Below are 25890 nucleotides of genomic sequence, written 5' to 3'. Positions count from 1 at the left end.
ATGTGGCTGTATCGTCTTGCTCTATTTTTTTTAACGCCGCTTATTTTGATCAAGGTACGACGTTTTAGCCAAAATTATAAACACTACCGTACTAGAGAAGCGTTAGGCTTTTGGCCCATGATTAAAGCGGATTTGTGGATTCATTGTGCTTCGGTAGGTGAAGTTTTGGCGGTGCGTCCATTAGTCGCCCAGTGGTGTGAAAAATTCCCTACACAGCAATTGTTGATTACCACGATGACGCCCACTGGGGCAGAACAGGTCAAGAAAACCTTTCCTTTTGCTGAGCATAGATATTTGCCAATGGATTGGCGCTTTAGTGTGAAAAGAGCATTCAGTAGGCTCGACTGTAAGCATTTATTGATTGTTGAAACTGAACTCTGGCCGAATTTATTGGTGCAGGCTAAGCGTCGAGGTTTACGAGTTGACGTGGTGAATGCTCGTTTGAGTGAGCGTTCCTTTCTTCGCTATCAAAAATTTTCTCTTATATCTCGCCCTTTATTTCAGTTGCCAGACAGCTTTTTGAGTCATGCTCAAGCAGATGCAGAACGTTTTATCGCCTTGGGAGCTAAGAAAGTATTAGTGACGGGCAGTATCAAATTTGATCTTTCTGTACCCGATGAGGTGTTACAAGACAATTGGTATGATCAACTTGGTCGTCGTTTTGTATGGGTAGGTGGCAGTACTCATCAAGGTGAAGATGAAATCTTGTTACGAGTGCATAAAGCGCTTTTAGAAAAGCGATCCGATGCTTTGTTAATTTTAGTGCCACGTCATCCTGAGCGCTTTGAGGCGGTTTATGAACTGGCAAGGCAGCAGTTTGACCGAGTGGCGCTACGTGGTCAAACGCCATTGGAAAGCTGGTGTGATTTTGACGTGGTGATTGGCGACTCCATGGGTGAGTTAATGCATTATTATCAAGCTTCTGACTTGGCTTTTGTTGGTGGTAGCTTGATTCAACGTGGCGGACATAATCCTATTGAACCTGCTTTGTTGGGAAAGGCGACTTTAGTTGGGCCTTTCACCTTTAACTTTGCAGATATTACCAGCCAGCTATTATCAGCTCATGCTGCTATTCGTTGTCAGGACGAAACACAATTACAAGGGCAAGTTATTTCGCTTGCTGGTAATGCTTCCCAGCGGCAGCGCTTAGGGCAGTTAGCTTTGCGCTTTACCGAACAGAATCAAGGTGCTGTTACGCGAGTGTTATCGGAAATAGACTTCCACTGAGGGACTCTTTACAATAAGCGTTCATTATCTCATGGGGTGCTCTAGACTTTTATTGGAAAGACTAGAGCTGAGAAGCGAATTGATCGCTAACCCACCGAACCTGATCCAGATTATGCTGGCGTAGGAATCGAGATCGCAAGTTGAGCGACAGTAATGCTGTCGTTTGAAAACAGTATCTTGCTACTTTCCTGTACGCCGCTCACTTATTTTTAGGAGCGACACCTTGAACAAACTTTCGTTAACTTCTTTATTTTCCACCTCTTTACTGACTTTAAGCGTGACTTTTTCTTCTGCGACTCTGGCGACAGAAACGCTTAATGTTTATACCTATGATGCCTTTGCCTCTGACTGGGGCCCAGGTCCAAAAATCAAAGCCAATTTTGAGAAAGAGTGCGACTGTGAGTTAAATTTCGTCGCGCTAGACTCTTCTGTCGGTATTCTTTCCCGTGCTCAGTTGGAAGGTAAAGCATCTGAAGCCGATGTTTTGTTAGGGCTTGATCTTAATTTGATGGAAGCGGCTAAGAAGACTGGTTTACTTGCCAATCACTCGGTAGATACTTCGAATGTCACGGTAGCTGGTGGCTGGAATGACAAAACCTTTGTGCCGTTTGATCAAGGGCATTTCGCTTTTATTTATAATTCTGAAACCCTTAAAAACCCGCCAACCAGTTTAAAAGACATCGTTGACAATCAAGATCTACGAGTCATTTATCAAGACCCTAGAACCAGCACGCCGGGCCTAGGTCTGTTGTTGTGGATGAAATCTATCTATGGTGACAAGGCTGCACAAGCATGGGGCCGTTTAGCGACTCATACGGTCACTGTTACCAAAAGCTGGTCTGATGCTTATGGCCTGTTTTTGAAAGGTGAGGCGGATCTTGTATTGAGCTATACCACGTCTCCTGCTTATCATATTGTGGCAGAAGGCGAGAAAAAATATAAAGCCGCTGATGCGAGGGAAGGTTTGTACCCTCAAGTTGAAGTCGCTGCTATGATGAAGAGTGCACCGCACCCTGAACTGGCAAAACGTTTCATGCAATTTATTCTACAGCCGGGCTTTCAGTCTGTTATTCCCACTGGAAACTGGATGTTGCCTGTTGTTGCTTTAGACGAGAAGCTCCCCGCTGCGTTTGATAGTGCATTGAAGCCAACTAAAAACATAGTCTTGCCGGCGGCTGACGTGGCGAAAAATCGTAAGGCATGGGTCAATGAGTGGTTGAATGCCACAACTCGATAAGCTAAACAGGCATTTAGGGTTGCTTCCCGCTCTATTTGGAGTGGGAATGTTTCTGTTAATAGGGGCTGCCAGTTTGGTGGCTCTTTTGCGTTATAGTGATGTGAATGTTTGGTGGGAATATTTGCAAGAGCCTTATCTTTGGCGCGTCATTCAGTTTTCCTTGTGGCAAGCCCTGTTGAGCAGTGTGATCAGTTTAGTGGTTGCAATACCAGTGGCATCTTGTCTTATTCATCGCCAGTTTCGAGGACGAGCCTTACTTCTTCAGCTTTTTGCCGTGTCTATGGTGGTGCCGACTATAGTGGCAATTTTGGGATTGGTGGTAGTTTACGGCCGCACGGGGTGGTTAAGTCAAATTTTTGGTGTGCAAATTCCTTTATATGGTCTAGTCGGTATTTTATTAGCCCATGTGTTTTTTAATATGCCCTTGGCGGTACGCCTTTTACTACAGGGTTATGGTTTGATTCCTTCTGGTCAGTGGCGTCAGGCTTCCCAGTTGGGCTTTTCCCGTTGGACAGCATTTCGTTTGATTGAATGGCATTATATGAAGAAGGTGCTGCCGGGGGCTTTTGTGCTGATTTTTATGTTGTGTTTTTCCAGCTTTGCTGTGGTATTGAGCTTGGGAGGTGGACCAAAGTCGAGTACCTTGGAAGTGGCAATTTATCAGGCATTGAGGTTCGACTTTGACCTGAATAAAGCGAGTTTCTTGTCCTTATTGCAAGTGAGTATCTGTACGCTGTTTGCTGTGATAGTTTATCGTATTGCGCCAATCAACCGACAGGATGCGAGCTTGTTAGCAGTAAAGAGCTACCCTGTAAAAGATTCTATTTGGGCTAGAAGTGCAGACGGCACTGCTTTGTTGTGTGTGCTCATTTTGGTTGTGCCGCCTTTTTTGGCTATTTTTGATCCGGTTTTTTCATCTACTTTTTTGACTACTCTATTGTCATCTGGCCTTTGGCAGGCGGTTTTTATTTCTTTGAAGATAGCCTTGCCTGCTGCTTTGTTGAGTTTGCTGCTGGGTATTTGCTTCTGCGTGTTGGCGCGTTTTTGTATGGAGCGAAAATATCTTTCGGTATTGCCTTCAAAACTGGAGCATCTTGGCAATATGATATTAATGGTTCCAGGCTTGGTCATTGCGACAGGGTTGTTTCTGTGGCTCCGTGATATAGGTTGGCACTTTACATCCAGTTACTGGATTGTCGTTTGGGTGAATGCTGTGATGGCCTTGCCTTTTGTGTTGCGCATTTTGATGCCCATTTTTTACCAGCAAGAGCGACGTTTTCGCCATGTGTATTTGAGTTTAGGTATAAAAAATTGGTCACGATGGCGTTTAGAATGGACGCTTGTTCGTACTAGTGTAGCTCAGGCGTTTGCATACGCTTTATTATTATCCTTGGGGGATATGGGGGTTATTGCCTTGTTCGGCAGCCAAGGGTTGGTGTCTTTGCCTCTGTATTTGTTTCAGCTTATTGGCTCTTATCGCTTAGAAGAGGGCGCTTGTGTCGCCGTTGTATTGATTTCGCTTTGCCTTATTTTATTTTATTGTTCATCTCGTTTCATTGGCGGAGGCGCTGCCAGAGGTAAATCGCATGTTATCCGTTAATCTTCAATATCATTGGGACACATTCAACGCTAATTATCAGATAAATATCGAACCTGGAGTGACCACCTTGCTTGGTGGTAGTGGGGAAGGGAAAAGTACGCTATTGCACATGATTGGTGGCTTTTTAGATGGGAAAGGTGAGTTGTCTTTTTGCGGCGATGCCCTACTTAACTTGCCTGCCTACGAGAGACCCATTTCTACCTTGTTTCAGAGCGATAACCTTTTCCCACAATTAACCGTTTGGCAAAATGTGGCGATTGGCTTGTCTGCATCCCTTTCTTTAACTGATGATCAAAAGCAAAAAGTGGATTGGGCGTTAGAACAAACTCAACTTGTTGATAAAAAGGACCGTTTTCCACAGGCTTTATCTGGTGGACAGGCCCAACGAGTCGCCATCGCTAGGGCTTTGGTACGTAAAAAACCTATTCTATTGTTGGATGAACCCTTTAGTGCCTTGGATCCGGTATTGCGAGAGGAAATGCTAAAACTGGTCAAACAGGTCACTGAGGCGTTTGGTTTAACGACTTTGTTAGTCTCTCATTTACCAAGTGAAGCAAGCTTGGTTGGTGGTCGTGTCATCTTGATAGAAAAAGGCAGAGTCTCTGCCCATGAAGCGGTTTCAGCACTTAATCAATTAGATCTTTATCCACAATTTGCCCATTATTTAGGTAAAACTCCTAGTATGGATAAATAGGATTATATTGGGTACGGTTCTTGTTCATATGGGATAGTAGAAGGGGATGCGTTTTATAAACCGCACCCTTCTACTATTTTTCCCAATGGATGTTAATGCTAAACGCCTAATAACTCTTGTTGTAAGAGCTTGTCAGCTAACAGACTTTCTTTATCGACTGCTATTTTAATGCAACCTTTTTCCATCACGTAGGCTCGTTTAGCTATCGAAAGGCAAAAATCGAGGTCTTGTTCAGCAACGAGTATCGCGATGCCTTGCTGTTCATTAATACGCTTCAAAATACCTGCCATTTCATCAATTATGGATGGTTGAACACCCTCTGTGGGTTCATCCAATAATAAAATTTTGGGACGAGTGGCGAGCGCTCTCGCTAAGGCCAATATCTGTTGTTGTCCTCCTGATAGGCCACCCGCTAAATCACTCGCCTTTGGTGCCAGCATAGGAAAGTCTTTTAAAAAATCAGCGACTGTTTGTTTCGGGTTGTAGCCGTTAGAGGCGGCCGCAACGGCTATATTTTCCGTAACGCTCATACGGGGAAAGACAAAGCGCCCTTGAGGGACATATCCTAGCCCCATTTTGGCTCTTTTCGCTGGAGCGCTAGGGGCGATTTTGCTGTCTATTTCAACTTGTCCATCCATGGCTGGGATTAAGCCAGTCGCATAACGCATTAGTGTGGATTTACCTACCCCATTACGTCCTAGTAGTGCGACGATTTCACCTTCATTCACTGTTAAGGATATGTCTTGAATAATGGTGGTTTTGCCATATCCTCCGGTCGCATTGATGATTTTAAACATGGTTACGCCTCCCTAAATAAATATCGAGTACACGATCATCAGCTCTAAGTGTTTGAATATCACCTTCCGCAAACACTTCTCCTTGGTGCAGGACGGTGACATGCCCTTCCAAGGTGCGGACAAATTCCATGTCGTGTTCCACAACAACGACAGTGGTATGTCGTGCTAACGTACGAATTAACAAGGACAGTTCTCGAGTCTCTTCATTCGTCATTCCAGCTGCTGGCTCATCTAAGAGCACTACTCTAGGGGCAAGGCAGAGGACCACGCCAATATCTAGCCATTGTTGTTGTCCATGGGATAACGCAGAGGCTTGTACGTTCGCATGAGCACTTAATCCCAACATAGTGAGTATCTTGTGACTGATTTCTAATGCTTTAGCATTGCTACGGGTTTGTGAAAAGGCGGCGGTCCAAAGGTTGTTGATAACTGTTAATTCTCCAAATACTTGAGGCTTTTGGTTTTTTACCCCCATACCATTTTTGACTCGGTCAAAAATACGCATTTGACTTATTTCAACATCCCCTAGATAAATGTGGCCTTCCTCTGGCAGGTACATACCAATGCAGGTTTTTAAAAAAGAGCTTTTTCCTGCGCCATTGGGGCCGATTAAAGAATAGGGTTGCCCTGGTTGAAAATTGCGAGAAACTTTATTGACCGGAATGATGCCGCCAAATTGCTTAAACAGGGATGTTGAGACAAGACTTTTTGCTGGTCCTGCTTGTTTTTCAGCGTCCTTTAGAATGTGCTGTAATACATTTGCATCAATTTGTACGGCACCTGAATTTCTTGTCGCTTCATTTGGGTCTGGTAAATATTTTTGCCATAAAGCGTTTAACGTTCCTAATAAGCCATTTTTGAAAAAAAGTACCAGTATGATCAGAATAATACCGAGAATAAGAGTGGTTTGACCGCCAGCTTCGGTTCCTAAAAAGAAAGACAAAGCGCCTATCACAAGGGCGCCAACGAATGGCCCTGCTAAAGTACCTAGGCCACCGACTAATACATAAATTGGGATTAAAAGTGCTTCTTGCACTGAAAAAATAGAAGGGTTGAGAAAGTTTGACCATAACGCGAATAAAGCCCCTGCTAGTCCCGCAACCGCGCCAGAAAAGACAAAGTTGGCTAATTTGAATTTGCGAACATCGTAGCCCAGTAATTCCGTTTTTTCGTGATCGATACGGATACAATCAATAATTCGTCCGAAGTGACTGCGCATTAGCCAACGCGTTATGAAATAAATGATGGCTGAAATAATGACCACAACAGCAAAGCTTGTGTTGGGGTTAAGGGTTTGTGCCTGGGGGTCGAAACCAAGAATAATGCCAGGTATGTTTGATAAACCGCTATCCCCTGAAATACTGGCCTCACCAATATTCATTTTAAATGATTGAGTGACCGACCAAAGTAGCAGGGTAAAAGTATAGGATAAAATGGTGCTTTGCAGGGCTCCCATTCGAGCATAGAAAATAATATACCCCAATAAGCCTGCCGCTATGGCACCAAAAATCGCTCCGGCAGGTAGTGCCCATATCAATGAGTTGCCTGTTATAGGGGCCAAATTGATAGCGACAACGCTGCCAAAATAGCCACCTAGCCCATAAAATGCAGTTTGTCCTAGGCTTAGAAAACCACCTCGCCCCCATACAATGTCAAGGCTAAGGCCCAGTAGACCAAAAATTACCCATGATGTTGCGATAAAAGCGAGATAGGGGTCCATTATTGTTGATAATGCAAGCGCCATGATGACGGCCACAGCAGGAAAAATTAACCCTGAAGATTGATGTATTTTTTTTGAGAAAGACATAGTGCTGACCGCCTTAAAGTTTACGACGCCACTTGGCCGATATACCCATGGGATATCGCCACAGCAGCACTGCGGTGATGATGAAAAAGAACACTTCGCCTGCAACGGAGGTAAGAAGGCTAGCCGTAATGGATGCGCCACCGCCAAGTCCAATGGCGGTAAGTGCGGTACCGGTTAATGCCACAGGGCCGGCAACCACAACGGCTAGAAAGGATTTTACTGCGAAGGCCATTCCCATACTGGGTGTGGCTGGAATAATAGGTAACAGCACGGCCCCTGCAAAGCCTGCTAGTCCACAACCTAATGCAAAGGTAAAGGTATTTACCCTTGATGATTCAATGCCGATTGCCTGTGCCATTTCTGGCTCTTGAATGGAGGCACGGGCCTGCATACCATAGGTTGTTTTTGTCATCAGTAGGTAAATCAAGATCAGCATGATGACAGCAACACCAATGAGGATTAATGGATAACCCGCAAGCTGGTAATCGCCAATAGAGATATTGAATTGCGGCAAATTAATGCTTGGCGTTGCTGTTCCAAACAGTAAAACGGCTAACTGTAACAACACCATGCTTAGTCCCCAGGTCGCCAGCATGGTATCGAATAGGCGTCCGTATAGACGACTAATAATCAATATTTCTACCACGGCGCCAATTGCCATGGTAATGGCTACGGCAATGGGAATAGAAAGTAAGTAGGGAACTCCCGCCTTAGTAATGGTAAGCGCAGCATAAGCCCCCATCATTAGAAACTCGCTGTGAGCTAGGTTTATGACCCCCATGAGACCAAAAACAACGGCTAACCCCATGGCGGCGATTAAAAGAATGGCTGCACTGGATAATGACGAAAGCAATACCGTCACCAGAAAATCAATTTCCATAACTGACTCCATATGAAATAAGCAATTTAGCTGAATATACGGCGCCCTAGAAGATAGGGCGCCTATCAGAGAGTATTATTTTGTGCTTGGTGTGAAGTGTTTTGCCAGTTTTGGATTGGCGATGAGATCACATACTTGGCTTTCATAATTTGGGGCAGCATTGGGGAAGGTTTTTATAATGTTAAAACCATAGTGGTCATTACCCTCTGCAATGTAGACATTTTGTCGCGTATGGTGTGATCCGGCCTCCATCGTGACTAAGCCATTAGGGCCAGTGAAATGAAGGTCTCCCGATTCAAGGGCTTTAATGACGGCGGTATGGTCTGTTGTTCCCGCTTTTTCAACCGCTTTAGCCCAGAGATGTACGGCATTCCATACGGTAACCGCTTCTGGTGAAATAGCGTCAGTTTTACCGTACTTGTCAAACCACCTTGTTAAAAAAGCTTTGTTTTCAGGGGTGTTCAAACTCATAAAGTAAACATGACTCGCAATAATGCCTTTTCCGGCTGAGGGGGACAACAAAACCTGCTCATTCCCTGTGCTGTAGTTTGAAGAAACAATCGGTGTGTTTTCTTTTAAACCGGCAGCGGCAAATTGTTCAATAAAACCGACTTGGCTTGGGCCAACCGGCAGGGCAACTACAAAGTCAGGCTTAGATCTTTGTATTTTTTGAATGGTTGGAGAGTAGTCTGTAACGGTCAGAGCGAGAAAGTCCTCACCGACGACTTCGCCACCAAATTGCTTGGCGTATTCATTAATCCAGCTGGCAGAGATGGTGCCGAAATTATAATCCGGTGCCATGATATAAATTTTAGGTCCATATTTTTTAATGGCCCATTGGATCAGAGGTTTGAGTTGTTGGGATGCCGTTGGTCCTGTTATAAAGGTTTGTTTATCGCAAGCTCCCCCTTCGTAAATAGTGCTGTAGAAATAAGGCATATTGGCGCGACGAAAAATAGGGCGCATGGCTTCGCGTGAAGAGCTCGTTAGCCCTGCGAATATGGCATCTAAACCATCCCTGAGAACGGCGGTTTTAGCAAACTGAGTATATTTATTGAGTGCAGATTGTGTGTCATAAGTGACAACTTTAATTTTTTCACCTAGCACTCCGCCTTTGGCATTGATGTCTTCAACGGCTAAATTAAGACCATTTATTTGTTGCAGGCCAAATATATTTAGATCTCCGGTAATATCATAAATGGCCCCTATTTTTACTTGGGCATAAGATGAACCAGCGAAAAAAATCATAAGGGATAAAGCGATACGTTTTAAAATATACGTCTTCATAGTGATTGTTCCTTTTGTGGTATTGGATAGTTTTTATGTTTGAGTTATTTCAGAGCTATGGTTCGAGCTCGAGTATTACTGCGCCTTACTACCTTTTTATTATTTTTATATTCCATTAAATATTCAGATTTTTTATCTCAGTAAGCGGCCTGATAAATAGAAAGCGCTTCTGACTCATTAATTGATCTCGGGTTATTCGCCAACAGGCGGGTTTGTTTCATTGCGTCTTTTGCCAGCACTGGAAGTATTTCTTCTGGGATCTTCATTTCTCGTAACGATTGCGGTAGCCCACAGAGGTTAGAAAGTTCCACAAGTTTGTCGCACAATGCGGATCCTCGCTTTTGCTCATCTATCGAGTTAAGTTCAGGAAAAATTAAGGTGGCGAGTTCGCAGTAAGCTTGTGGCGACGTTTCAAGGTTAAAGCGTAATACATGGGGTAAAACGAGGGCATTTGATAAGCCATGGGGGATATGAAAATACCCTCCTAGAGGGTAAGCAAGAGCGTGTACGGCCGCCACGGGGGAGTTTGCAAAGGCCTGACCGGCTAACATGGAGCCTAACAGCATGTCTGAACGGGCTTGAAGGTTAGTGCCAATTCGTACAGCGGTTAAAAGCGACGTACTAATGAGTTGTAATGCTTTTTCCGCACAAAAACGCGATATGGGATTGTTATTTGGGTTGGTTGAAGCATAGGACTCAATGGCATGCACCATAGCGTCAATACCAGTTGCGGCGGTGATGTGTGGCGGTAAGCCTAAGGTTAGCAGGGGGTCAAGAAGCGCAATGTCAGGTAATAGGGTAGGGGAAACAACGCCCATTTTTTGACTTGAACCTGTGGTGACAATTGCAATAGGTGTGACTTCTGAGCCCGTTCCTGCGGTGGTTGGCACCAGGAGTAAAGGAAGACGAACAGTACTCGCATTTCCGACACCATAAGCACTAGCCAGTGTACTTTCTCCAGCACACAGTAGGGCAATGAGTTTAGCAACATCAAGAGATGAGCCTCCACCTAAGCCGATGATACCTTCAACTTTAGCAGTTTTAGCTTGTCCAACGGCACTAAGAATGACACTTTCGGTTGGGTCCGCAATCACGTCTTGAAACAGCACAACATCAATGCCAGCTTTTGATAGATGTGTCAGCGCTTGATCAACAATGCCAGTACTCATCATCCCAGAATCCGTTACCAGCATGACACGTGTGCCTATTTCTTGCTGTACCAGTTGACCAATAGTTGAGAGTGCCCCGACACCAAAATGAATGCTCTTAGCCGTATTGAAATGAAATGTGTTCATTGTTATTCATCCTGCTTTTTGTCGTGTTGTGTTGGATTTTGCATATGATTCAAAATATCAGTTAATCCTTCAGGTGCTTCATTACAGAGGACCTTTTGGGCCACTTGTTCAAGTGAGCGACGGCTATTCATTGCCATTTTCTGTAAAAGACGTCGGGCGTTGTTTTGATCTATCTTGTTGTTGTGCATCAACAAAAGCTCGGCAATGCCGATTCTAGAAGTCTGTTCTACTTTAAGTGCGAGTTTTTCTCGTTCAACGCTAATGTTGACGCGTTGTTGCCAACTCTCTCTAGCGATCATTAAATTTGTCAGTAGGCCAAAAGGTTTTATTGGCCGCTCAATGACTGCCGCCGTGCGCATCTCTAATATCAATTGCAGAGTAGAGGGGTCTTCATATTCGACGATGGCAATAAAAGGTGGACTTAGCTCATTAAGTGAATCTAGCAAGAGATTCATTTTTAATCGGTATTCAGGCTCTACAGTAGTGATGACTGTGTCTATATTTTTGGGGAGTTCTTTGAGTATCGGCCATAAAATAATTGGTTCACACCCAATACGTTGTAAGTGTTTGATGAGTAGTTGTGTTTCGGCACTTGGGGGAAGCATAACGCCCACTTGGAGACCGTTAAGGTCACTAAGTCGTGTTTTACTTGGGTGGCTAAACTTTCTATGATGCTTATTCATAATCGTTAGTTTTATTGTTGCTAAAGTTGTAACGAATTAGGTAAGGCTCAGGGCATACCGCCTGTGATGCGACATCGATTATTTCAAAACGACGGTTATGGTTTACTTTTGCAATACGTGGCCAAAGGTATGTGTGGTGATTATCTGAGTGAATTTGAACGCGGCCTTGTGGCGCATCGAATGTTGCTCCACCTAGGTTACCGACAATACTTTCCAACGTTAGGTCAACTGATTGGCGGGCGGCGATGGCAAAAAGGTGAGCTTGAAAATAGGCGCTCTCAGCCCCAGCTGTAATGGGGGAGTTATCACCAAAGCGCTGTTTATATTGCTGTACAAATAGCTGGTTTTTCTCGGATGCTAATGATTCAAAATAAGGCGCCGCGCTGATATGTCCTTCCGCCGCATCGGCGCTCATCATCGAAATATCCGATTCATTAGTGGCAAGGCTGACTATCGGGGTGATCTCACGCTGTAGCTTGGAACGTCCATAGGCTTCGTAAAACGTGGTGGTGTCTTTGCCAACGACAGTGGAGTAAATAACATCAGGGGCTAATGCTTCGGCTCTTTGTATCGCGTAATCAAAATCTTCACTGGAGCTATTCAAAGGGAAATATAAGCTGTCTAAAACCTCGCCCCCTATTTGTTCAAATAGCTCTTGCATAATACGGTTAGATTCATGGGCATAGATGTAGTTGCTGCCTATAAAAAGGACGCGCTTGCCATAATTTTCAATGACATACTTTGCCAGTTGAAAGGAATTTTGATTCGGTGCGGCACCGGTATAAAAGCAATTCGAAGAATATTCAAAGCCTTCATAAAGTGTTGGGTAAAATAATAGCGCACCTTTATTTTCGACAATAGGTAATACCGCTTTACGACTATTAGACATATGTGGGCCGAATATAACGTTGGCTTGATTGGTATCACACATATGCTGAACAGCACCTTGATAGTCTTTAGGCTCGGGGCCTATCGACATTGAAAATGGCGCGAGAGGTATGCCATTAATGCCTCCCACACCATTAATTTCCTCTATGGCGAGAAGCGTTGCCTGCTTTTGAGTCTGTTCTACTGCGGCCGTTAAGCTATGCTGAGAGAATAATAAGCCAACTGGGTAGCCTGCTTTTGTGGCTTTTAATGATTTCATTGTCGTACTCATTTTAGGCTTTATTATGTGTCAGGTTAGGCCAGTCATAGGCCCTTTCGAAGGCGGCAGCGGCTTGATAAATTGTGGCTTCTTTAAAGTCTGGAGCAATGAGCATCATGCCAATAGGTAATCCATTTGATTGCCCACAAGGCAGGCTCATAGCCGGTAAGCCGGTAATATTAAACGGGGCGGTATTGGCATTCATTTCTAGGGCTCGTGTGACAAAGTTTGATGCACTTGCATCCGAGGTAAGTAGTCGAGGGGCTTTTAATGGAACGGTTGGCATTAACAGCAAGTCGAAGTCTTTGAACGCGTTGATATAAGCTGCTTTTAGTCGTCTTACCAAGTTTTGTGCTTTGGCATAATACTGACCTGCGTATTGGCTAGAGAAGTAGTCGCCAGCTAAAAGACAGGATTTTAAATCATGGGGGAATTCGGCCGCATGTTGTTGCCAATCACGTTGTGCTCTCATTAAGCTTGTTACGTACAGGCCTTTCCAATTTGATCCATAGTTGTAACCCTGCAATAGCTGGGTTGTGCCTTCGACGGCAATAGGTGACCAAATGGCATGGCCTTTTCTATGCAACGGAATGCTAACCTCGCTCACCGTCGCTCCTAAGCTTTTATAAAGGTTGGCGGCATTACGAACACTTTCATCAACATCCTTCTCTGAGTTGTCCCAGTTAAATCCCTCTTTGACAACACCAATCCGTAAGTCGTTACAGCCTTTGTTAAGCTTGCTGCTATAGTCAAATGAGATAGGTAGGTGTTGTTGCCTAGGGTCTAGGTTATCTAGGCCTGCTAAGGTTTCTAAAAATAATGCGTTGTGCTCTACGGTATTACTCATTAAGCCAACATGATCTAAGGTCATCTCGATAGGCATAACCCCTGTGTATGGAATAAGGCCATGGGTGGGCTTCATACCATAAAAACCAGAATAAGCGGCGGGGATTCGCACGGATCCACCTTGGTCAGTGCCAATAGCGAGATCCACATGACCACTGGCAATTAATGCGGCACAACCTGATGAAGATCCCCCGGCTGAATGGCCTGCTTTGCGGGGATTTACTACTGCTCCTTGTGCACTCGTATGGCTGCTGCCTGAGACACAAAAATACTCGCATTGCGCTTTGCCTAATATGGTTCCCCCTGCGTCTAACAAGCGTGTTACAACGGTAGCATCAATATCTGGCACATATCCGCGTAGTGTGGATGAACCGTTCATCATTGGTACTCCAGCAAGGCAAACATTGTCTTTGAGGGCGACTTTCAGGCCAGCTAAGCGGCCTTTATTTTTGCCTTTAACTTCGGTTTTTACATACCAGGCATTATAGGGGTTGTCTTCAGGTGTAGGGAATATTCCAGGGGTTCTAGGGTAAGTGACTTGAGTGTGCTCAGGTGTCATTGAGTCCACAATATCGTAGTCAGCGCAAACATCTTCAAGAATGGTGAGGTAGTCACTTATATCGTGGCTTTCTAGACGAAGCCCAAGCTTATCGCTTGATGTGAGTAGGTCTGAATGTTGTGGGCGTCGTATCGTCATGATTCATCCTTAGCTACAATAAAATTTTGGCGTTTGGGGGGCTCAAGAAATCTTCGATATTTTTTTGACATCGAAAGTGAAGTAATGAAATTGATTGCCGAAAGGCTCATTTAAATACTTATCGGTCAGGCTGAATGGTCTTTGGCCTTAATCAGAACTTGCTGTTCTGCATTAGGCCAAACAATCAGACTGGTGATCTAGTAAAAAAAGAATCGACGCTATTGTCGACAAGATTAGAATTGCTTTTGAACTGATGATGTGGCGTTATTGGCACATCGTCTAGCAGAGGTTTTTGTTGTTGCTAAATATAAAATCATACAAAAAATAAAATTTGTCAATAGGTTTTATTTCATAGGGATTTTATAGAACTGTGAATGAGGTGCTTCTTAAATAAACGGAGTCTTTGGATATCGGTGATACTTAGTAGTAGCAGGAGCTCTATTTAAGCTAGTGGATTAATGTGACTTATAAATGGTGTTGTGCCGTTTTCTATTGCTCGACACGTGGGTTTAATTGGGTTAAGACAGCACTTTAAATGGATTTCCTAAGGTGGAAGTGGTCTCGTTATGCAGGGTAGTAAGTTATTGTTAAAAAAAGGCATTGTGATGACGATTGCCTACGCTTTTGTTTTGTCTATTACTGCATTGGCAGCGAAACAGGCGCAAACCATGATCTCGTTGTCGAGCTTGGTATTTTGGCAGAGTTTATTTTGTGCCTTGATTCTTTTGCCCCAAATGCGTGGACGTTGGAAAAGGCGTTCTTTTTCTGTCTGGAAAATCCATTTTTTACGTAGCGTTGGTGGCTTTACTGGTTTTCTTTTTTATTATTGGTCTTTGAATCATATTCCTTTGGTTGAAGCGTCTTTACTGCGAACCTGTGCGCCTTTGTGTGTACCTTTTGTGGTGCTTATATTACATAGAATTAAGATACCAAAATCCCGTTGGTTACCCTTGATAATTGGTTTTGTTGGTGTGGCTTTTGTTATTCATCCGACGCCTAACCATTTAAACCCTTGGCATCTCGTGGGGCTGCTTTCGGCATTAGGGTTGGCTTTTTCAATGGTGACGACCCGTATGTTGTCACAGCAGGTTTCCGGACGGGAAACTCTGTTTGTGTATTTTTTTATATCGACTTTATTATCTCTTCCCTTGGTGTTTATTCAGGGCGGTAGCATGCTATTGCCTGCTAAAGCTTGGCCTGTTGTATTGGCGGTGTCTATTACCCTGTATTTGGGTATGTATCTTTATAACAAGGCGTATAGTTATGCTCCTGCGAGCATTGTTTCGCCAGTGAGTTATATAGGGGTGGTATTTAGTGGTTTTTGGGGAGTGGTGATTTGGGGGCATGTGCCTGATGTTTATGCGGTTTTAGGCATGTTATTTATTTTTATGAGTATATTAATTAGTACTAAAATCGCTCGAGATAGGGGCTAGTTAGCTGCTTGTTAAGAATCGTCGCAACAAAAATACCGGAGAAAATCAGTGCCATGCCAATGTAGTGATATGAGTGCATGCTTTCTCCTAAAAAAATGGCCGATAGACCTATGCTAAATACGGGCATCAGGTGAATAAAATGTCCTGCTGTGGCGGCCCCTAGCTTTTGAATTCCAGTATTCCAGCATAAAAAAGCGCCAATCGAAGCAAAGACTCCCATATAAATAATAGTTGCCCAGTTGCCTGATGTGAAATTGCTTAATTGGCTGTGTCCGAAAAATACAAATAATGGCATTTGGATTAAAGTACCGATTAAGGCGGTACAGGCAAAAAAACCAATTAACGACATTTCTTTTGGGCGTTTGGCTATCATCACAGAATAGATCGCCCAGCATATTGCGGCGCCGATAATCCATAAGTCTCCGTGAGAAATAGTGAGGTGTAACAAGGTATCTAGGTTGCCTCTACTGATGATGGCGATGGCACCGACAGTTGAAATAGTAATGCCAGTATTTTGCAGCCAAGAGGTTTTACTGCCAAGTAGCAGGCGAGCTGTGATTAGTATCATTACTGGCATGACGGCGTTGAGTAATACGGCATTGGTCACCGTGGTAGAGGTTAAGCCAATGTATAAAAATAGATTGTAATTACAAATTCCTAACCAGCCGAATAAAACCAAGAGAGGCCAATTTTTAGCAATAGTTTCCTTTTCTCTCCACAGTTTTTTATACGCAAAAGGCAGAATGATGAGACAGGCGAGACTCCAGCGTAAAAAAGAAATGGTAAAAGGGTCTATGCCCACAGCAACAGTGAAGCGCCCAAGTACATAATTGCCTGACCAAAATAGAACAGGCAGTAATAAGTAGATGAACGAAGGCATAATATGTCTCTTTTATTGTTTTTATGGGGCTTTTCTTTTTGCCCAGTTTTGAATAAATAGGCCAGATAGGATACAAGCTAAACCCACAAGAGTGGAGCTAAGAATGGGTTCATTAGCGATTTGTGATAACCAGATCATTGAGAGTAGAGGTGCTAAGAATATAAGATTAGCGATTTGGCTGGTATTTGATGTTAGCTTCATCGCTTTGTTCCATAAAATAAAGCTTAACCCCATCTCAAATAATCCAATGTAAATTGCGCCTACTACCCCTCTCGTATCCCAATGTGTCAACTCACCCGTTAAGCCGGCGTATATCAATATTAAAGGTAAGGCAAAAGCGAAATTGAGGGTTAAGCCAATCAGACTTGGCCTTTTGTCCTTGGTGTTGAAGAGCCAATAGCAGGCCCAAATGACTGTACTTAGTAGGGCAAAAGCAACGCCTAAAATATTGGAGAATTCTAAAGTGCTGATTTGTCCCCGAGTAGATATGTAGAGAACGCCAAAGTAGCAGGCTCCAGCCGCAATATAGTCAGCTACTTTAAGGCGTTGTTTTAGAATAGGAACTGCCATGAAACTCAGTACAATTGCCCAAGTGTAGTTGATGGCTTGGGCTTCCTGCGCGGGTAATATGTTATAGGCTTGCAGTAATATTAGGTAATAGATAAATGGGTTGATCGCGCCAAAAAATAGGGAGGACTTCCATGACTGCTTGGCGATTGTGATGAGCTGAGTGAACTCCCCTTTAAATAAAATCAGTGACACCAAAAAGAGCAATGAGACTAGGTTGGCAACAATTAATAATTGAGTGGGTGATAGGTATTTGAGTGAAATAGAGAAAGCAGTAGCAACGGTGGACCAAAGTAACACGGCACCTAAACCAAATAGCATGGCTTGAGTGTTATTTGACAGGTTTTTCATGCGTTACTTGCTTTCCTTTAATAACTTTAGGATGTGGTTAGTTATTAGAAATTAACCATGATGCCTGCTAATGCAGAGTTTACAGTGTCATCCTCAACCAGAGGGCTATTGAGAATATCATCATCGTATTTGCTTTGGCTAACGCCGAGCATAATGTTGACACTCTTAGTCACTGGGTACATGGCTTTTATTCCATAGGTGACTAAGGAAACAGATGATGAATCATAGGCGGCAATAGTTCCGCCAGTTTGAGCTGATTCACTTTGTGATACGCCGAAGGCGTGATTGCTCATTTTGCTGTCCATATAGCTGTAGGATATGGACGGAATAACTCTCCAAGAGGCGACAGGCATTGGGTAAGAGAGCTCAACTTCGGCGGAAAACCCATCGTGTGTGCCACTAATATCTTGTGCTAATTTTGTTTTAAACATTCTGCCTAATTGATAAGAGGCAAATGCCATAACGCTGTCGTCCCTATCATCAAGTTGTTTTATGTTGGTATCGCTTGAGTCATCTGGATCGAATTTAGATGCTTGGTAAGCGACACCGACGGCAAGGTTTTGCATGGATTTTTGGGGCAAAAATCGATAGCCAATTTCGGGTAATTTGAAGTAGAAGTTTTCACCCTCATAAGAAATGTTGGGCAGGGCTCTCGATTTAGAATCAGTATCTTTATAAATGGATTCGGATAGTGTACCAAAGATGCCCAGGCTACCATTTGCTTGAGCTATAAGAGGGGTAAGAAACAAGAATGCTGATACTGTTTTTTTCATAGTACTTGTGCCTATTAATGTTAGTCGTGTTTTTCAGGATTCTAGGCCCTTCACCTCTTGCTGTAAAAGGGTTGGCGTAATATGAATGTTTTTTGCAAACTAGTGAGCTTATTTCATGCTGATATATCGTATTTGGCATATGCATTAATAAGGCCTGATTTCGTTTACTTATTGTTCATTAGTGCTATATAATGCGCGTCCCTGTAAATCAATACTCCTTGTCTCACAGCTTTATAACAGGGAAAGCGCGGAGACTAAGAACCCATAAGGAGAGCTTAAATGCGTCATTATGAAATCGTCTTTCTGGTTCACCCAGATCAAAGCGAACAAGTACCAGCAATGGTTGAGCGTTACACCAACCTAATTACTGAAGATGGTGGTCAAGTTCACCGTCTAGAAGATTGGGGTCGTCGTCAACTTGCTTACCCAATCAACAAAATTCACAAAGCACACTATGTTCTTATGAACGTTGAGTGTTCTGACAGTGTTTTGTCTGAATTAAACGACACTTTCCGCTACAACGATGCCATCATCCGTAATTTGGTGATTCGTCGTAAAGATGCGGTTACTGATGTTTCTCCTATCAAAGCTTCTGAAGGTCGTGAAGATCGTCGTCCAGCTCCTCAGCGTGAAGAGCGTAGCAACGATACTTCTGCTGAAGAAGTTACTGAAGAATCTGAAGATTAATCTATTTGTATTAGGAGACACTCATGGCTCGTTTTTTCCGTCGTCGTAAGTTCTGCCGTTTTACTGCAGAAGGCGTTAAAGAGATCGATTATAAAGATCTAGAAACACTGAAAGGTTACGTTACTGAAACTGGTAAAATCGTACCTAGCCGTATTACTGGCACTAAGGCGCGTTACCAGCGTCAACTAGCGACTGCTATCAAACGCGCTCGCTACATAGCTTTACTTCCTTACACTGACAGCCACTTTAACTAAGCGGCTAGTAGAAGCGTCCTTATGAGCGGTTTAGCTAATTGGGTAATGAAAAAACGCTTAAATGCCATTATTGGTGTGATGGTGTTTAATTTGATCCCTATGATGTTTTGGCTAGCGGCTGCCATCCTTGGGTTGGTGATGCTTCGTAAAGGTGTAAAAGAAGGGATACCTGTATTTGCTTGGGGTTGCTTACCAGCACTTGTGTTGTGGGTGATTCAAGGTGATGCTACAGCATTAATGGTGTTGATTGATGTGGCATTGTTGAGCTATTTACTTAGAGTCACAATGTCATGGAGTTGGGTGTTATTGATTGGCAGCTTTTTAGCTGTTATCAGTTCCCTGCTTCAGCCTCTTTTGATGACAGACATATTGAATTTAGCGGTAACGCTGGTACAAAGTGTGCTGACTTCTGAAGGTGTTGAGGCTCCTGAGAAAAGTGTTATTTTCAATCAGGCGGTGGTGGCGATATCCATCTTCCAAGTGGTTTTTGCGATTGCTTCGTTATTCTTAGCGAGGAAGTGGCAGTCAGGGCTCTATAATCCTGGTGGATTACGTGCTGAGTTTCATCGGCTAAGACTGCCGGTAGCATTTAGTTTGATATTGGGTGTGATGGTGCTGATAGGTGAAAGCCTAGGTGGGTCGTTCGCTATTTTATCTCAAGCTGCTGTGCCTGCTTTAGTGTTGCCTGGATTAGCGTTGATACATGGTATTCTTGCTAAAAAAAGAATTGGGAATGTTGGACTAATCGCATTTTATCTTGTTGGATTTTTCGTGTTGAACGTGTATTTCATGAATATTTTGGTTGCTCTCTGTGTAATTGATAGTTTTGTAAATATACGCGAGCGAATCCAAGATAAAGCGTCCAACTCAAGTGATAGCTAATTGATTAATTAGAGGTGATCGAGATGGAAGTTATTCTACTCGACAAAGTAAACAAGCTAGGTGGAATTGGTGACGTTGCTGTCGTTAAACCAGGCTATGCTCGTAACTTTTTGATTCCGAACAAAAAAGCTGTAATGGCTACAAAAGCTAACTTGGCTAGCTTTGAAGAGCGTCGTGTTGAACTTGAAGCGCAAGCGGCTGAGCGTAAAGCCGCAGCTGAAGCTCGTGCTCAGACGCTAGAAGGCAAAACTTTCACTATCGCTGCGAATGCGGGCGATGAAGGTAAGCTTTTCGGTTCTATTGGTACTCGTGATATCGCTGACATTATTTCTGCGCAAGTAGAAGTATCTAAAGCTGAGATCCGTCTTCCTGAAGGCGCGATTCGTCACACAGGTTCTTTCGAAGTAGATGTTCAACTTCATGCTGAAGTTGTTGTTACTATTACTTTGTCTGTAACTGCAGAGTAATTTGCCTAGGTAGATTACTTAAAGAAGATGTGAATCTTCCTTAAAAAGAGAAGGGTATCTTGCTTATTGCAAGATGCCCTTTTTTTATCAGCGTGATAAGCTAATTGTCCTGTTTTTCTTCCATTTTCGTATGAGTATTTTGCGTGCAACTAGATGATTCTGAAATCGCTTCTATTAAGTTACCACCTTATTCTATTGAGGCTGAGCGTTCCGTTGTTGGCGGTTTAATGCTTGACCCTGAGGCTTGGGAAAAGGTCTCTGAGCTGGTTATTGCGGATGATTTTTACCGTCCAGAGCATCAGCTGATTTTTACTGTTATTGCGCGCTTAGCTGATGAGTCTGAACCTATTGATGTGGTAACTATAGGTGAGCGTTTAGATAAGCGTGGTGATTTAGAATCTATCGGTGGCATGGCCTATTTGATTGAGGTTGCCGAAGCCACGCCAAGCTCTTCGAATATTGCCTCTTATGCGGAAATCGTTCGTGAACGTTCGATTTTGCGTCGCTTGATTTCGACAACAAATGAAATTTCTTCCCGCGCCTTTCATCCGGAAGGTATGACGGCTGCCGAAGTGTTGGATGAGGCAGAGCGTAAAATATTTCAAATTGCGGAAGGTGGTGAGAAAAAAGGTGGGCCTCGAATTGCGGCCGATATTCTGAGTGCGACGGTTGATAAAATCGATGAACTTTATCATCAAGAAGGGGCGATTACGGGGTTGAGTACCGGCTTTACGGATCTGGATGCGATGACCGCGGGTATGCAGAAATCGGATCTTATTATCGTGGCTGGCCGTCCTTCTATGGGTAAGACGACCTTTGCAATGAACTTGGTGGAAAATGCCACCATGATTACAGATAAGCCTGTCATTGTATTTAGTTTGGAGATGCCCTCAGAGCAATTGATGATGCGTATGTTGTCTTCTCTTGGTCGTATTGATCAGACGCGTATGCGTTCCGGCCAGTTGATCCAAGAGGATTGGGATAAGCTGATGTCATCTGTAAAGATGCTGAAGGATCGCAAGCTGTTTATTGATGATACTGGTGGTATTAGTCCAACGGAGATGCGTTCTCGTGTACGTCGTATTGCGCGTGAGCATGGTGGTGTCGCGATGATCATGGTCGATTATCTTCAGTTGATGCAAATTCCGGGGTTTACAGAAGGTCGAACCAATGAAATTTCTGAAATTTCACGGTCACTTAAGGCAATTGCGAAGGAGATGGAATGTCCGGTAGTGGCACTTTCTCAGCTAAACCGTAGCTTGGAGAATCGGCCTAATAAACGTCCTGTTAACTCGGATTTGCGTGAATCGGGAGCGATTGAGCAGGATGCGGATGTCATTTCCTTTGTGTATCGTGATGAGGTTTATCATGAAGATACACCACATAAAGGTATAGCTGAAATTATTATTGGTAAGCAGCGTAATGGTCCAATCGGTACCTGTCGCTTGGCCTTTGTGGGTAAATATACGCGCTTTGAAGATTTAGCGCCGGATGCTTATAGGGATTTTGATGACGAGTAGGTCTTATATGGTGTATTTTATGCCGATTAGAGGTGCTCACAATCAATTAAAATAATGAATATGGAATCGAGAGTTATTTATGCGCAAGATGCCAGTAACAAATAAAGAAAATGATTTTCCGGAAAGTGATGTTTTAGTATCTAGTACCGATGTCAAAGGACAGATTACTTTTGTTAACGATGCTTTTTGCAAGGTTGCAGGTTATGAGCGTGAAGCTTTGATCGGTGCTCCTCATAATTTGATTCGTCACCCTGATGTGCCCCCAGCGGTTTTTGCTGATATGTGGGCTAATTTAAAGCAAGGTAAAAGCTGGATGGGGTTGGTGAAGAATCGCTGTGAAAATGGTGACCATTACTGGGTGAGTGCCCATGTTAGTCCGCTGTTGGACGGTAGCCGAGTGATTGGTTATGAGTCGGTTCGGCGTAAGGCGACTCGTGATGAAATTAATCATGCCCAATCTGTTTATGATCGTATTAATGGTGGCAAAAGCTTGCTTCCTTTAATGACGAAAGTTTCTGCCTATTTAAGTAATGTTTTTTGGCCCTTGGCCTCATGTTTTATTTTGTTGGCAATCATTGGCTTATTGTCAGATATGCAGGCGCTACAAGTGGTAGGGCCTATTTTGGCGCTTTTAGGTATTTTGCTGACTTATCATCAAAAGCAGTCATTGAACAGTGTGGTTTCTAGTTTGTCGGCAGAAGCACATAACCCCATTGGTCAGTATTTATATTGTAAAACTATAGGTGTTAAGGCTGCGATAAAATTTGCCAAAATTCACCAAGAGGCGGCAGGTAATACTTTCAGGTATCGTTTGAAGGAAGGCGCGCGGCAGTTGCAGCATAGGGCGTCCGAGGCTAAGTCGAGTGTATCGACTAATTTGGCCAACTCGAATAAACAGCGTCATACTTTTCAGGATGTGGTGGCGGCTAGTTCTCAGTTGCTTGCTAGTGTTACTAATGTGGCAGAGCATGTTCATGTGGCGGTGAAAGCAACAGAGTCTGTTGGTGCGCTTTCTCAGGAGAGTCGTTCATTAGCACAACAAACAGGCGATACCATGCGTCAGGTTTATCATGACATTTCTGATGCGAAGAAAGTCGTAGCTATATTGGCGGAGCGTAGTGACAGCATCAATGATGTCGTTAATTCTATCAGTGATATTGCTGAGCAAACTAACTTATTGGCATTGAATGCGGCGATTGAGTCGGCTCGTGCTGGTGAGGCCGGTAGAGGTTTTGCTGTAGTAGCTGATGAAGTTCGGACCTTGGCGATTCGAACTCAAGATGCGACGCAAAATATTCATAATATGACGGAAGAGTTGAAGGCGAATACATTAGATGTGAGTAATACGATTGATAAAGGCACGTTAGTCGCTCAGCAGGGGGTGGATAGTGTGACTCAAGTCGCTCAGAAAATGGGTGATATAGAAGCGGCCATTAGTCAGATTGTTGAAATGACCGCTCAAATTAATGTGTCTTCGGAAGAGCAGGGTGGTTTGGCTCGTGACCTTAATAATAATATGCAAGATGTTGATGCTTTGAGTGTCAATAGTATTGAAAGTGCGGAAAGTATTGTGTTGAACATTGCTCATATTGAAGAAGAGGCTTATGAGCAAGGTAACCTTGCAGAGCGTATGAAGCAGTAATTTTGATTGTAGGAAAACTTTAAACCCCTTCGGAAGTTATTTTACGAAGGGTTTTTTATGCTTTTTGACTTTGCTTTAGTTGGGTTCTTCGCTTGCTACTTTATAGATGGCTTGTGCAAGTGTTTGGATTTGTTGTTGAGTGATAACATAGGGAGGCATCAGATAAATGAGCTTTCCGAATGGTCTTACCCAAACTCCTAGTTCAACGAATTTAGGTTGAATGTCATGTTGATTGACAGCCTGTTTTAGCTCAACCACGCCAATGCCGCCAAAACATCGAACTTCTTTGACTTGTTCTAGCTTGGAGCAGGGGGCGAGAGCCTCACACATCCAGTTTTCAAGCTGGGTTATTTTATTTGGAATATCATAGGTATTGAGTAGTGCTAGGCTAGCGTTTGCGGCAGAGCAAGCCAGAGGGTTGCCCATAAAGGTTGGACCATGCATGAAAACGCCGCCTTGATCGCTAATGCCAAGGGCAACTTTATCGGTTGTAATGGTAGCTGCTAGTGTCATGTACCCTCCTGTTAGCGCTTTACCAACGCACATTATATCTGGGCAAATGTTGCTATGATCAGTGGCGAAAAGCTTCCCTGTACGTCCAAATCCTGTGGCGATTTCATCAAAAATTAATAAGATATCGAATTCATCACAAAGCGCGCGTAAATGATTGAGATAATCTGGATTATAGAAGCGCATTCCCCCTGCGTTTTGCACCACTGGTTCGATAATGAAGCCGGCTACTTTTTTATGGTTTTGCTGGAAAACCTGTCGTATTTCATCGAGGTATTCGCTTTTTATGGGGTCATGAATCCCTGTGGGCGGTGGGGAAACGAAAAGCTGTTGGGTGAGTGCTTCAGTGAATAGGTTGTGCATGCCATTTTCTGGGTCGCAAACAGACATGGCTGCGAACGTGTCACCATGGTAGCCACTTTTTGGGGTGACAAAAAATTGTTTGTTTGGCTTGTTTTGGGTGTTCCAGTATTGGATTGCCATTTTTAGAGCAACCTCCACAGACACTGACCCTGAGTCAGAAAAGAAAACGCGCTGTAATTCACTAGGCGTCATTGCGACTAATCTACGTGCCAGTTCAATGGCTGGTTTGTGGGTAAATCCGCCAAACATCACATGAGAAAATTGAGACAGTTGCTGTTGGATAGCAGCATTCATTGTTGGGTGGTTGTAGCCGTGGATCACGCTCCACCAAGAAGACATACCATCAATTAGTGTTCGTCCGTCGTTTAGGGTGATTTCACAACCGTTCGCTTTTTCTACAAGGTAATGAGGTGTTGGGTTGCTCATTGAGGTGTAGGGGTGCCACAACAGTTGCTTATCAAGATCTATGTATTCTTCATTTGTTAGGGTGGTTTCTAGCGTTGTTAGAGGGTCTTGTGGTGTTGAAGGAGTTTGCATTATTAAGGCCGTTTTGTTGTTCAAGCCAGAGGATAGTAAACAAATGTGCTTTCTGTTGCGAGTTAGTCGTTAGTTTGGCTTATGGTTTTGTCTGGTGTTCTGGCAATGACCCATACATCGACTCGTTCGGCGCCAGCCTTTAAAAGTTGTTTGGTGCAGTTTTCTATAGTGCTTCCTGTGGTCATAACATCGTCAAAAAGGGCGACATGTTTGGCAATGTGTCCACTTATGCGATAAAGGTTTTTTTGCGTTTTAAGGCGTTCTTTTTTGCTGAGAGTGTGTTGCGCTTGGGTGTGTTCGAGTTTTTCGACAGGGTTTTGCTTTGGTATGTTTAGATCGTGACTTCCTAGGTGATGTTGTAGTTTTTTGGCGAGTAAGCTGGCCATGGTTTTGGTTTGGCAAAAGCCACGTTCTTTAATCCTGTTTGGGTGGCTAGGTACGTAGATGAGTTGTAGTGGCCAACAGTTGTCTGAATACGCTTGAATAAGGTGTTCGCTGAGTAGTTGGATGAGGGGGCGAGTATAGGCATTACCTCGATTGAATTTTATGCTGTGAATGAGTGATTTAATGATGCCTTCGTAACGAAAAGGGGCATGGCAGGAGTGATATGAGGGAGGCTTGACTTGGCAGTGTCCACAGATCGTATGGCTGCTTATACTGGGTAGTTTACATTTGGCGCAATGGTGGTGGTTGTGTGCTAGTCCTTGTGAGCAGTAGTGGCAGATGGGGCTTTCATTTCTTGCATGGCAGAGGTAGCAGCGGTTTAAAAATAACCTATAGTAAACCTCCTCTATTTTTGTGGTTGACAGTATTTTCCAGTCCATTAG

The 25890-nt window shown here is 43.6% G+C and carries 24 protein-coding genes and 1 riboswitch; of the genes, 11 read left to right on the top strand and 13 right to left on the bottom strand.

The genetic code is table 11. From position 1 onward, the window contains the following. The 4 genes from I8J31_RS04010 to I8J31_RS03995 all read left to right on the top strand — a co-directional run bounded on the left by I8J31_RS04010 (nucleotide 1) and on the right by I8J31_RS03995 (nucleotide 4758). Nucleotides 1–1227 (top strand): 3-deoxy-D-manno-octulosonic acid transferase, encoded by a 1227-nt coding sequence (locus I8J31_RS04010; protein WP_199467003.1) that lies wholly within the window; start codon nucleotides 1–3, stop codon nucleotides 1225–1227. A 22-nt stretch (nucleotides 1228–1249) separates the two neighbouring features. Then, nucleotides 1250–1372, top strand: a riboswitch (TPP riboswitch). Between the two features lie 78 nt (nucleotides 1373–1450). After that, nucleotides 1451–2464: a thiamine ABC transporter substrate binding subunit gene (thiB, locus tag I8J31_RS04005; protein ID WP_199467002.1), complete on the top strand. Its 1014-nt coding sequence runs from the start codon at nucleotides 1451–1453 to the stop codon at nucleotides 2462–2464. A 46-nt stretch (nucleotides 2465–2510) separates the two neighbouring features. Beyond that, on the top strand, nucleotides 2511–4064 hold the full coding sequence (gene thiP, locus I8J31_RS04000; RefSeq protein WP_233402569.1) for a thiamine/thiamine pyrophosphate ABC transporter permease: 1554 nt from the start codon (nucleotides 2511–2513) through the stop codon (nucleotides 4062–4064). Then, nucleotides 4051–4758 (top strand): thiamine ABC transporter ATP-binding protein, encoded by a 708-nt coding sequence (locus tag I8J31_RS03995; protein ID WP_199467000.1) that lies wholly within the window; start codon nucleotides 4051–4053, stop codon nucleotides 4756–4758. Before thiP ends, I8J31_RS03995 begins: the two co-directional genes overlap by 14 nt. 98 nt (nucleotides 4759–4856) lie before the next feature. On the opposite strand, the gene I8J31_RS03990 is transcribed toward I8J31_RS03995, so the two are convergent. The 8 genes from I8J31_RS03990 to I8J31_RS03955 all read right to left on the bottom strand — a co-directional run bounded on the left by I8J31_RS03990 (nucleotide 4857) and on the right by I8J31_RS03955 (nucleotide 14197). Next, nucleotides 4857–5555, bottom strand: coding sequence for an ABC transporter ATP-binding protein (locus I8J31_RS03990; protein WP_199466999.1), 699 nt, complete (start codon nucleotides 5553–5555; stop codon nucleotides 4857–4859). After that, nucleotides 5548–7362, bottom strand: a complete 1815-nt coding sequence (locus tag I8J31_RS03985) for an ABC transporter permease subunit (protein ID WP_199466998.1) — start codon at nucleotides 7360–7362, stop codon at nucleotides 5548–5550. Before I8J31_RS03985 ends, I8J31_RS03990 begins: the two co-directional genes overlap by 8 nt. Nucleotides 7363–7375: 13 nt before the next feature. Beyond that, entirely contained in the window at nucleotides 7376–8242 is an 867-nt protein-coding gene (locus tag I8J31_RS03980; RefSeq protein WP_199466997.1) for a branched-chain amino acid ABC transporter permease, read from the bottom strand. A 75-nt stretch (nucleotides 8243–8317) separates the two neighbouring features. Beyond that, nucleotides 8318–9529: an urea ABC transporter substrate-binding protein gene (locus tag I8J31_RS03975; RefSeq protein ID WP_199466996.1), complete on the bottom strand. Its 1212-nt coding sequence runs from the start codon at nucleotides 9527–9529 to the stop codon at nucleotides 8318–8320. A 137-nt stretch (nucleotides 9530–9666) separates the two neighbouring features. Then, entirely contained in the window at nucleotides 9667–10824 is a 1158-nt protein-coding gene (locus I8J31_RS03970; protein ID WP_199466995.1) for an iron-containing alcohol dehydrogenase, read from the bottom strand. A gap of 2 nt (nucleotides 10825–10826) precedes the next feature. Continuing rightward, a complete protein-coding gene (locus I8J31_RS03965; RefSeq protein ID WP_325101166.1) occupies nucleotides 10827–11507 on the bottom strand; it encodes an ANTAR domain-containing response regulator in 681 nt (226 codons plus the stop codon). Beyond that, the gene (locus I8J31_RS03960) at nucleotides 11500–12654 is read right to left on the bottom strand and encodes a transporter substrate-binding domain-containing protein (protein WP_199466993.1); all 1155 of its coding nucleotides are present in this window, start codon (nucleotides 12652–12654) and stop codon (nucleotides 11500–11502) included. The genes I8J31_RS03965 and I8J31_RS03960 overlap by 8 nt, the downstream gene beginning before the upstream one ends. 13 nt (nucleotides 12655–12667) lie before the next feature. Beyond that, nucleotides 12668–14197, bottom strand: a complete 1530-nt coding sequence (locus I8J31_RS03955) for an amidase (protein ID WP_199466992.1) — start codon at nucleotides 14195–14197, stop codon at nucleotides 12668–12670. A gap of 566 nt (nucleotides 14198–14763) precedes the next feature. On the opposite strand from I8J31_RS03955, the gene I8J31_RS03950 reads away from it, so the two are divergent. After that, complete coding sequence (locus tag I8J31_RS03950; RefSeq protein ID WP_199466991.1) at nucleotides 14764–15630, top strand: DMT family transporter; 867 nt, start codon at nucleotides 14764–14766, stop codon at nucleotides 15628–15630. On the opposite strand, the gene I8J31_RS03945 is transcribed toward I8J31_RS03950, so the two are convergent. Genes I8J31_RS03945 through I8J31_RS03935 form a run of 3 tightly spaced genes read right to left on the bottom strand, consistent with a single transcriptional unit; the run spans nucleotide 15605 to nucleotide 18201 of the window. Then, on the bottom strand, nucleotides 15605–16510 hold the full coding sequence (locus I8J31_RS03945; protein ID WP_199466990.1) for a DMT family transporter: 906 nt from the start codon (nucleotides 16508–16510) through the stop codon (nucleotides 15605–15607). The two genes, I8J31_RS03950 and I8J31_RS03945, sit on opposite strands and share 26 nt — an antisense overlap. A 21-nt stretch (nucleotides 16511–16531) precedes the next feature. Continuing rightward, entirely contained in the window at nucleotides 16532–17428 is an 897-nt protein-coding gene (locus I8J31_RS03940; RefSeq protein WP_199466989.1) for a DMT family transporter, read from the bottom strand. A 44-nt stretch (nucleotides 17429–17472) separates the two neighbouring features. Further along, nucleotides 17473–18201, bottom strand: coding sequence for a MipA/OmpV family protein (locus I8J31_RS03935; protein ID WP_199466988.1), 729 nt, complete (start codon nucleotides 18199–18201; stop codon nucleotides 17473–17475). A gap of 279 nt (nucleotides 18202–18480) precedes the next feature. Here I8J31_RS03935 and rpsF point away from each other — a divergent pair, with 279 nt between their 5' ends. The 6 genes from rpsF (at nucleotide 18481) to I8J31_RS03905 (ending at nucleotide 23653) form a co-directional block, all read left to right on the top strand. Beyond that, a complete protein-coding gene (gene rpsF / locus I8J31_RS03930) occupies nucleotides 18481–18888 on the top strand; it encodes a 30S ribosomal protein S6 (RefSeq protein WP_199466987.1) in 408 nt (135 codons plus the stop codon). A gap of 23 nt (nucleotides 18889–18911) precedes the next feature. Continuing rightward, the gene (gene rpsR / locus I8J31_RS03925) at nucleotides 18912–19142 is read left to right on the top strand and encodes a 30S ribosomal protein S18 (RefSeq protein WP_115896216.1); all 231 of its coding nucleotides are present in this window, start codon (nucleotides 18912–18914) and stop codon (nucleotides 19140–19142) included. 21 nt (nucleotides 19143–19163) lie between these two features. After that, nucleotides 19164–20024 carry a YybS family protein gene (locus I8J31_RS03920; protein ID WP_199466986.1) on the top strand — a complete coding sequence of 287 codons (861 nt, stop codon included), beginning with the start codon at nucleotides 19164–19166 and terminating at the stop codon, nucleotides 20022–20024. Nucleotides 20025–20047: 23 nt separating this feature from the next. Continuing rightward, nucleotides 20048–20491 carry a 50S ribosomal protein L9 gene (rplI, locus tag I8J31_RS03915; RefSeq protein ID WP_199466985.1) on the top strand — a complete coding sequence of 148 codons (444 nt, stop codon included), beginning with the start codon at nucleotides 20048–20050 and terminating at the stop codon, nucleotides 20489–20491. Nucleotides 20492–20634: 143 nt separating this feature from the next. Then, nucleotides 20635–22011, top strand: coding sequence for a replicative DNA helicase (gene dnaB, locus I8J31_RS03910; RefSeq protein ID WP_199466984.1), 1377 nt, complete (start codon nucleotides 20635–20637; stop codon nucleotides 22009–22011). A 79-nt stretch (nucleotides 22012–22090) separates the two neighbouring features. Further along, a complete protein-coding gene (locus tag I8J31_RS03905; RefSeq protein WP_199466983.1) occupies nucleotides 22091–23653 on the top strand; it encodes a methyl-accepting chemotaxis protein in 1563 nt (520 codons plus the stop codon). A 75-nt stretch (nucleotides 23654–23728) separates the two neighbouring features. Here the strand turns inward: I8J31_RS03905 and bioA are convergent, their stop codons facing one another. After that, the gene (gene bioA, locus I8J31_RS03900) at nucleotides 23729–25063 is read right to left on the bottom strand and encodes an adenosylmethionine--8-amino-7-oxononanoate transaminase (RefSeq protein ID WP_199466982.1); all 1335 of its coding nucleotides are present in this window, start codon (nucleotides 25061–25063) and stop codon (nucleotides 23729–23731) included. A 62-nt stretch (nucleotides 25064–25125) separates the two neighbouring features. Beyond that, nucleotides 25126–25887 (bottom strand): ComF family protein, encoded by a 762-nt coding sequence (locus I8J31_RS03895; RefSeq protein WP_199466981.1) that lies wholly within the window; start codon nucleotides 25885–25887, stop codon nucleotides 25126–25128. Between the last annotated feature and the right edge of the window lie 3 nt (nucleotides 25888–25890).

The sequence above is a fragment of the Marinomonas transparens genome (genome assembly GCF_016463975.1).
Taxonomy (GTDB): Bacteria; Pseudomonadota; Gammaproteobacteria; order Pseudomonadales; family Marinomonadaceae; genus Marinomonas; species Marinomonas transparens.
This window is presented reverse-complemented; position numbering and strand designations above follow the sequence as displayed.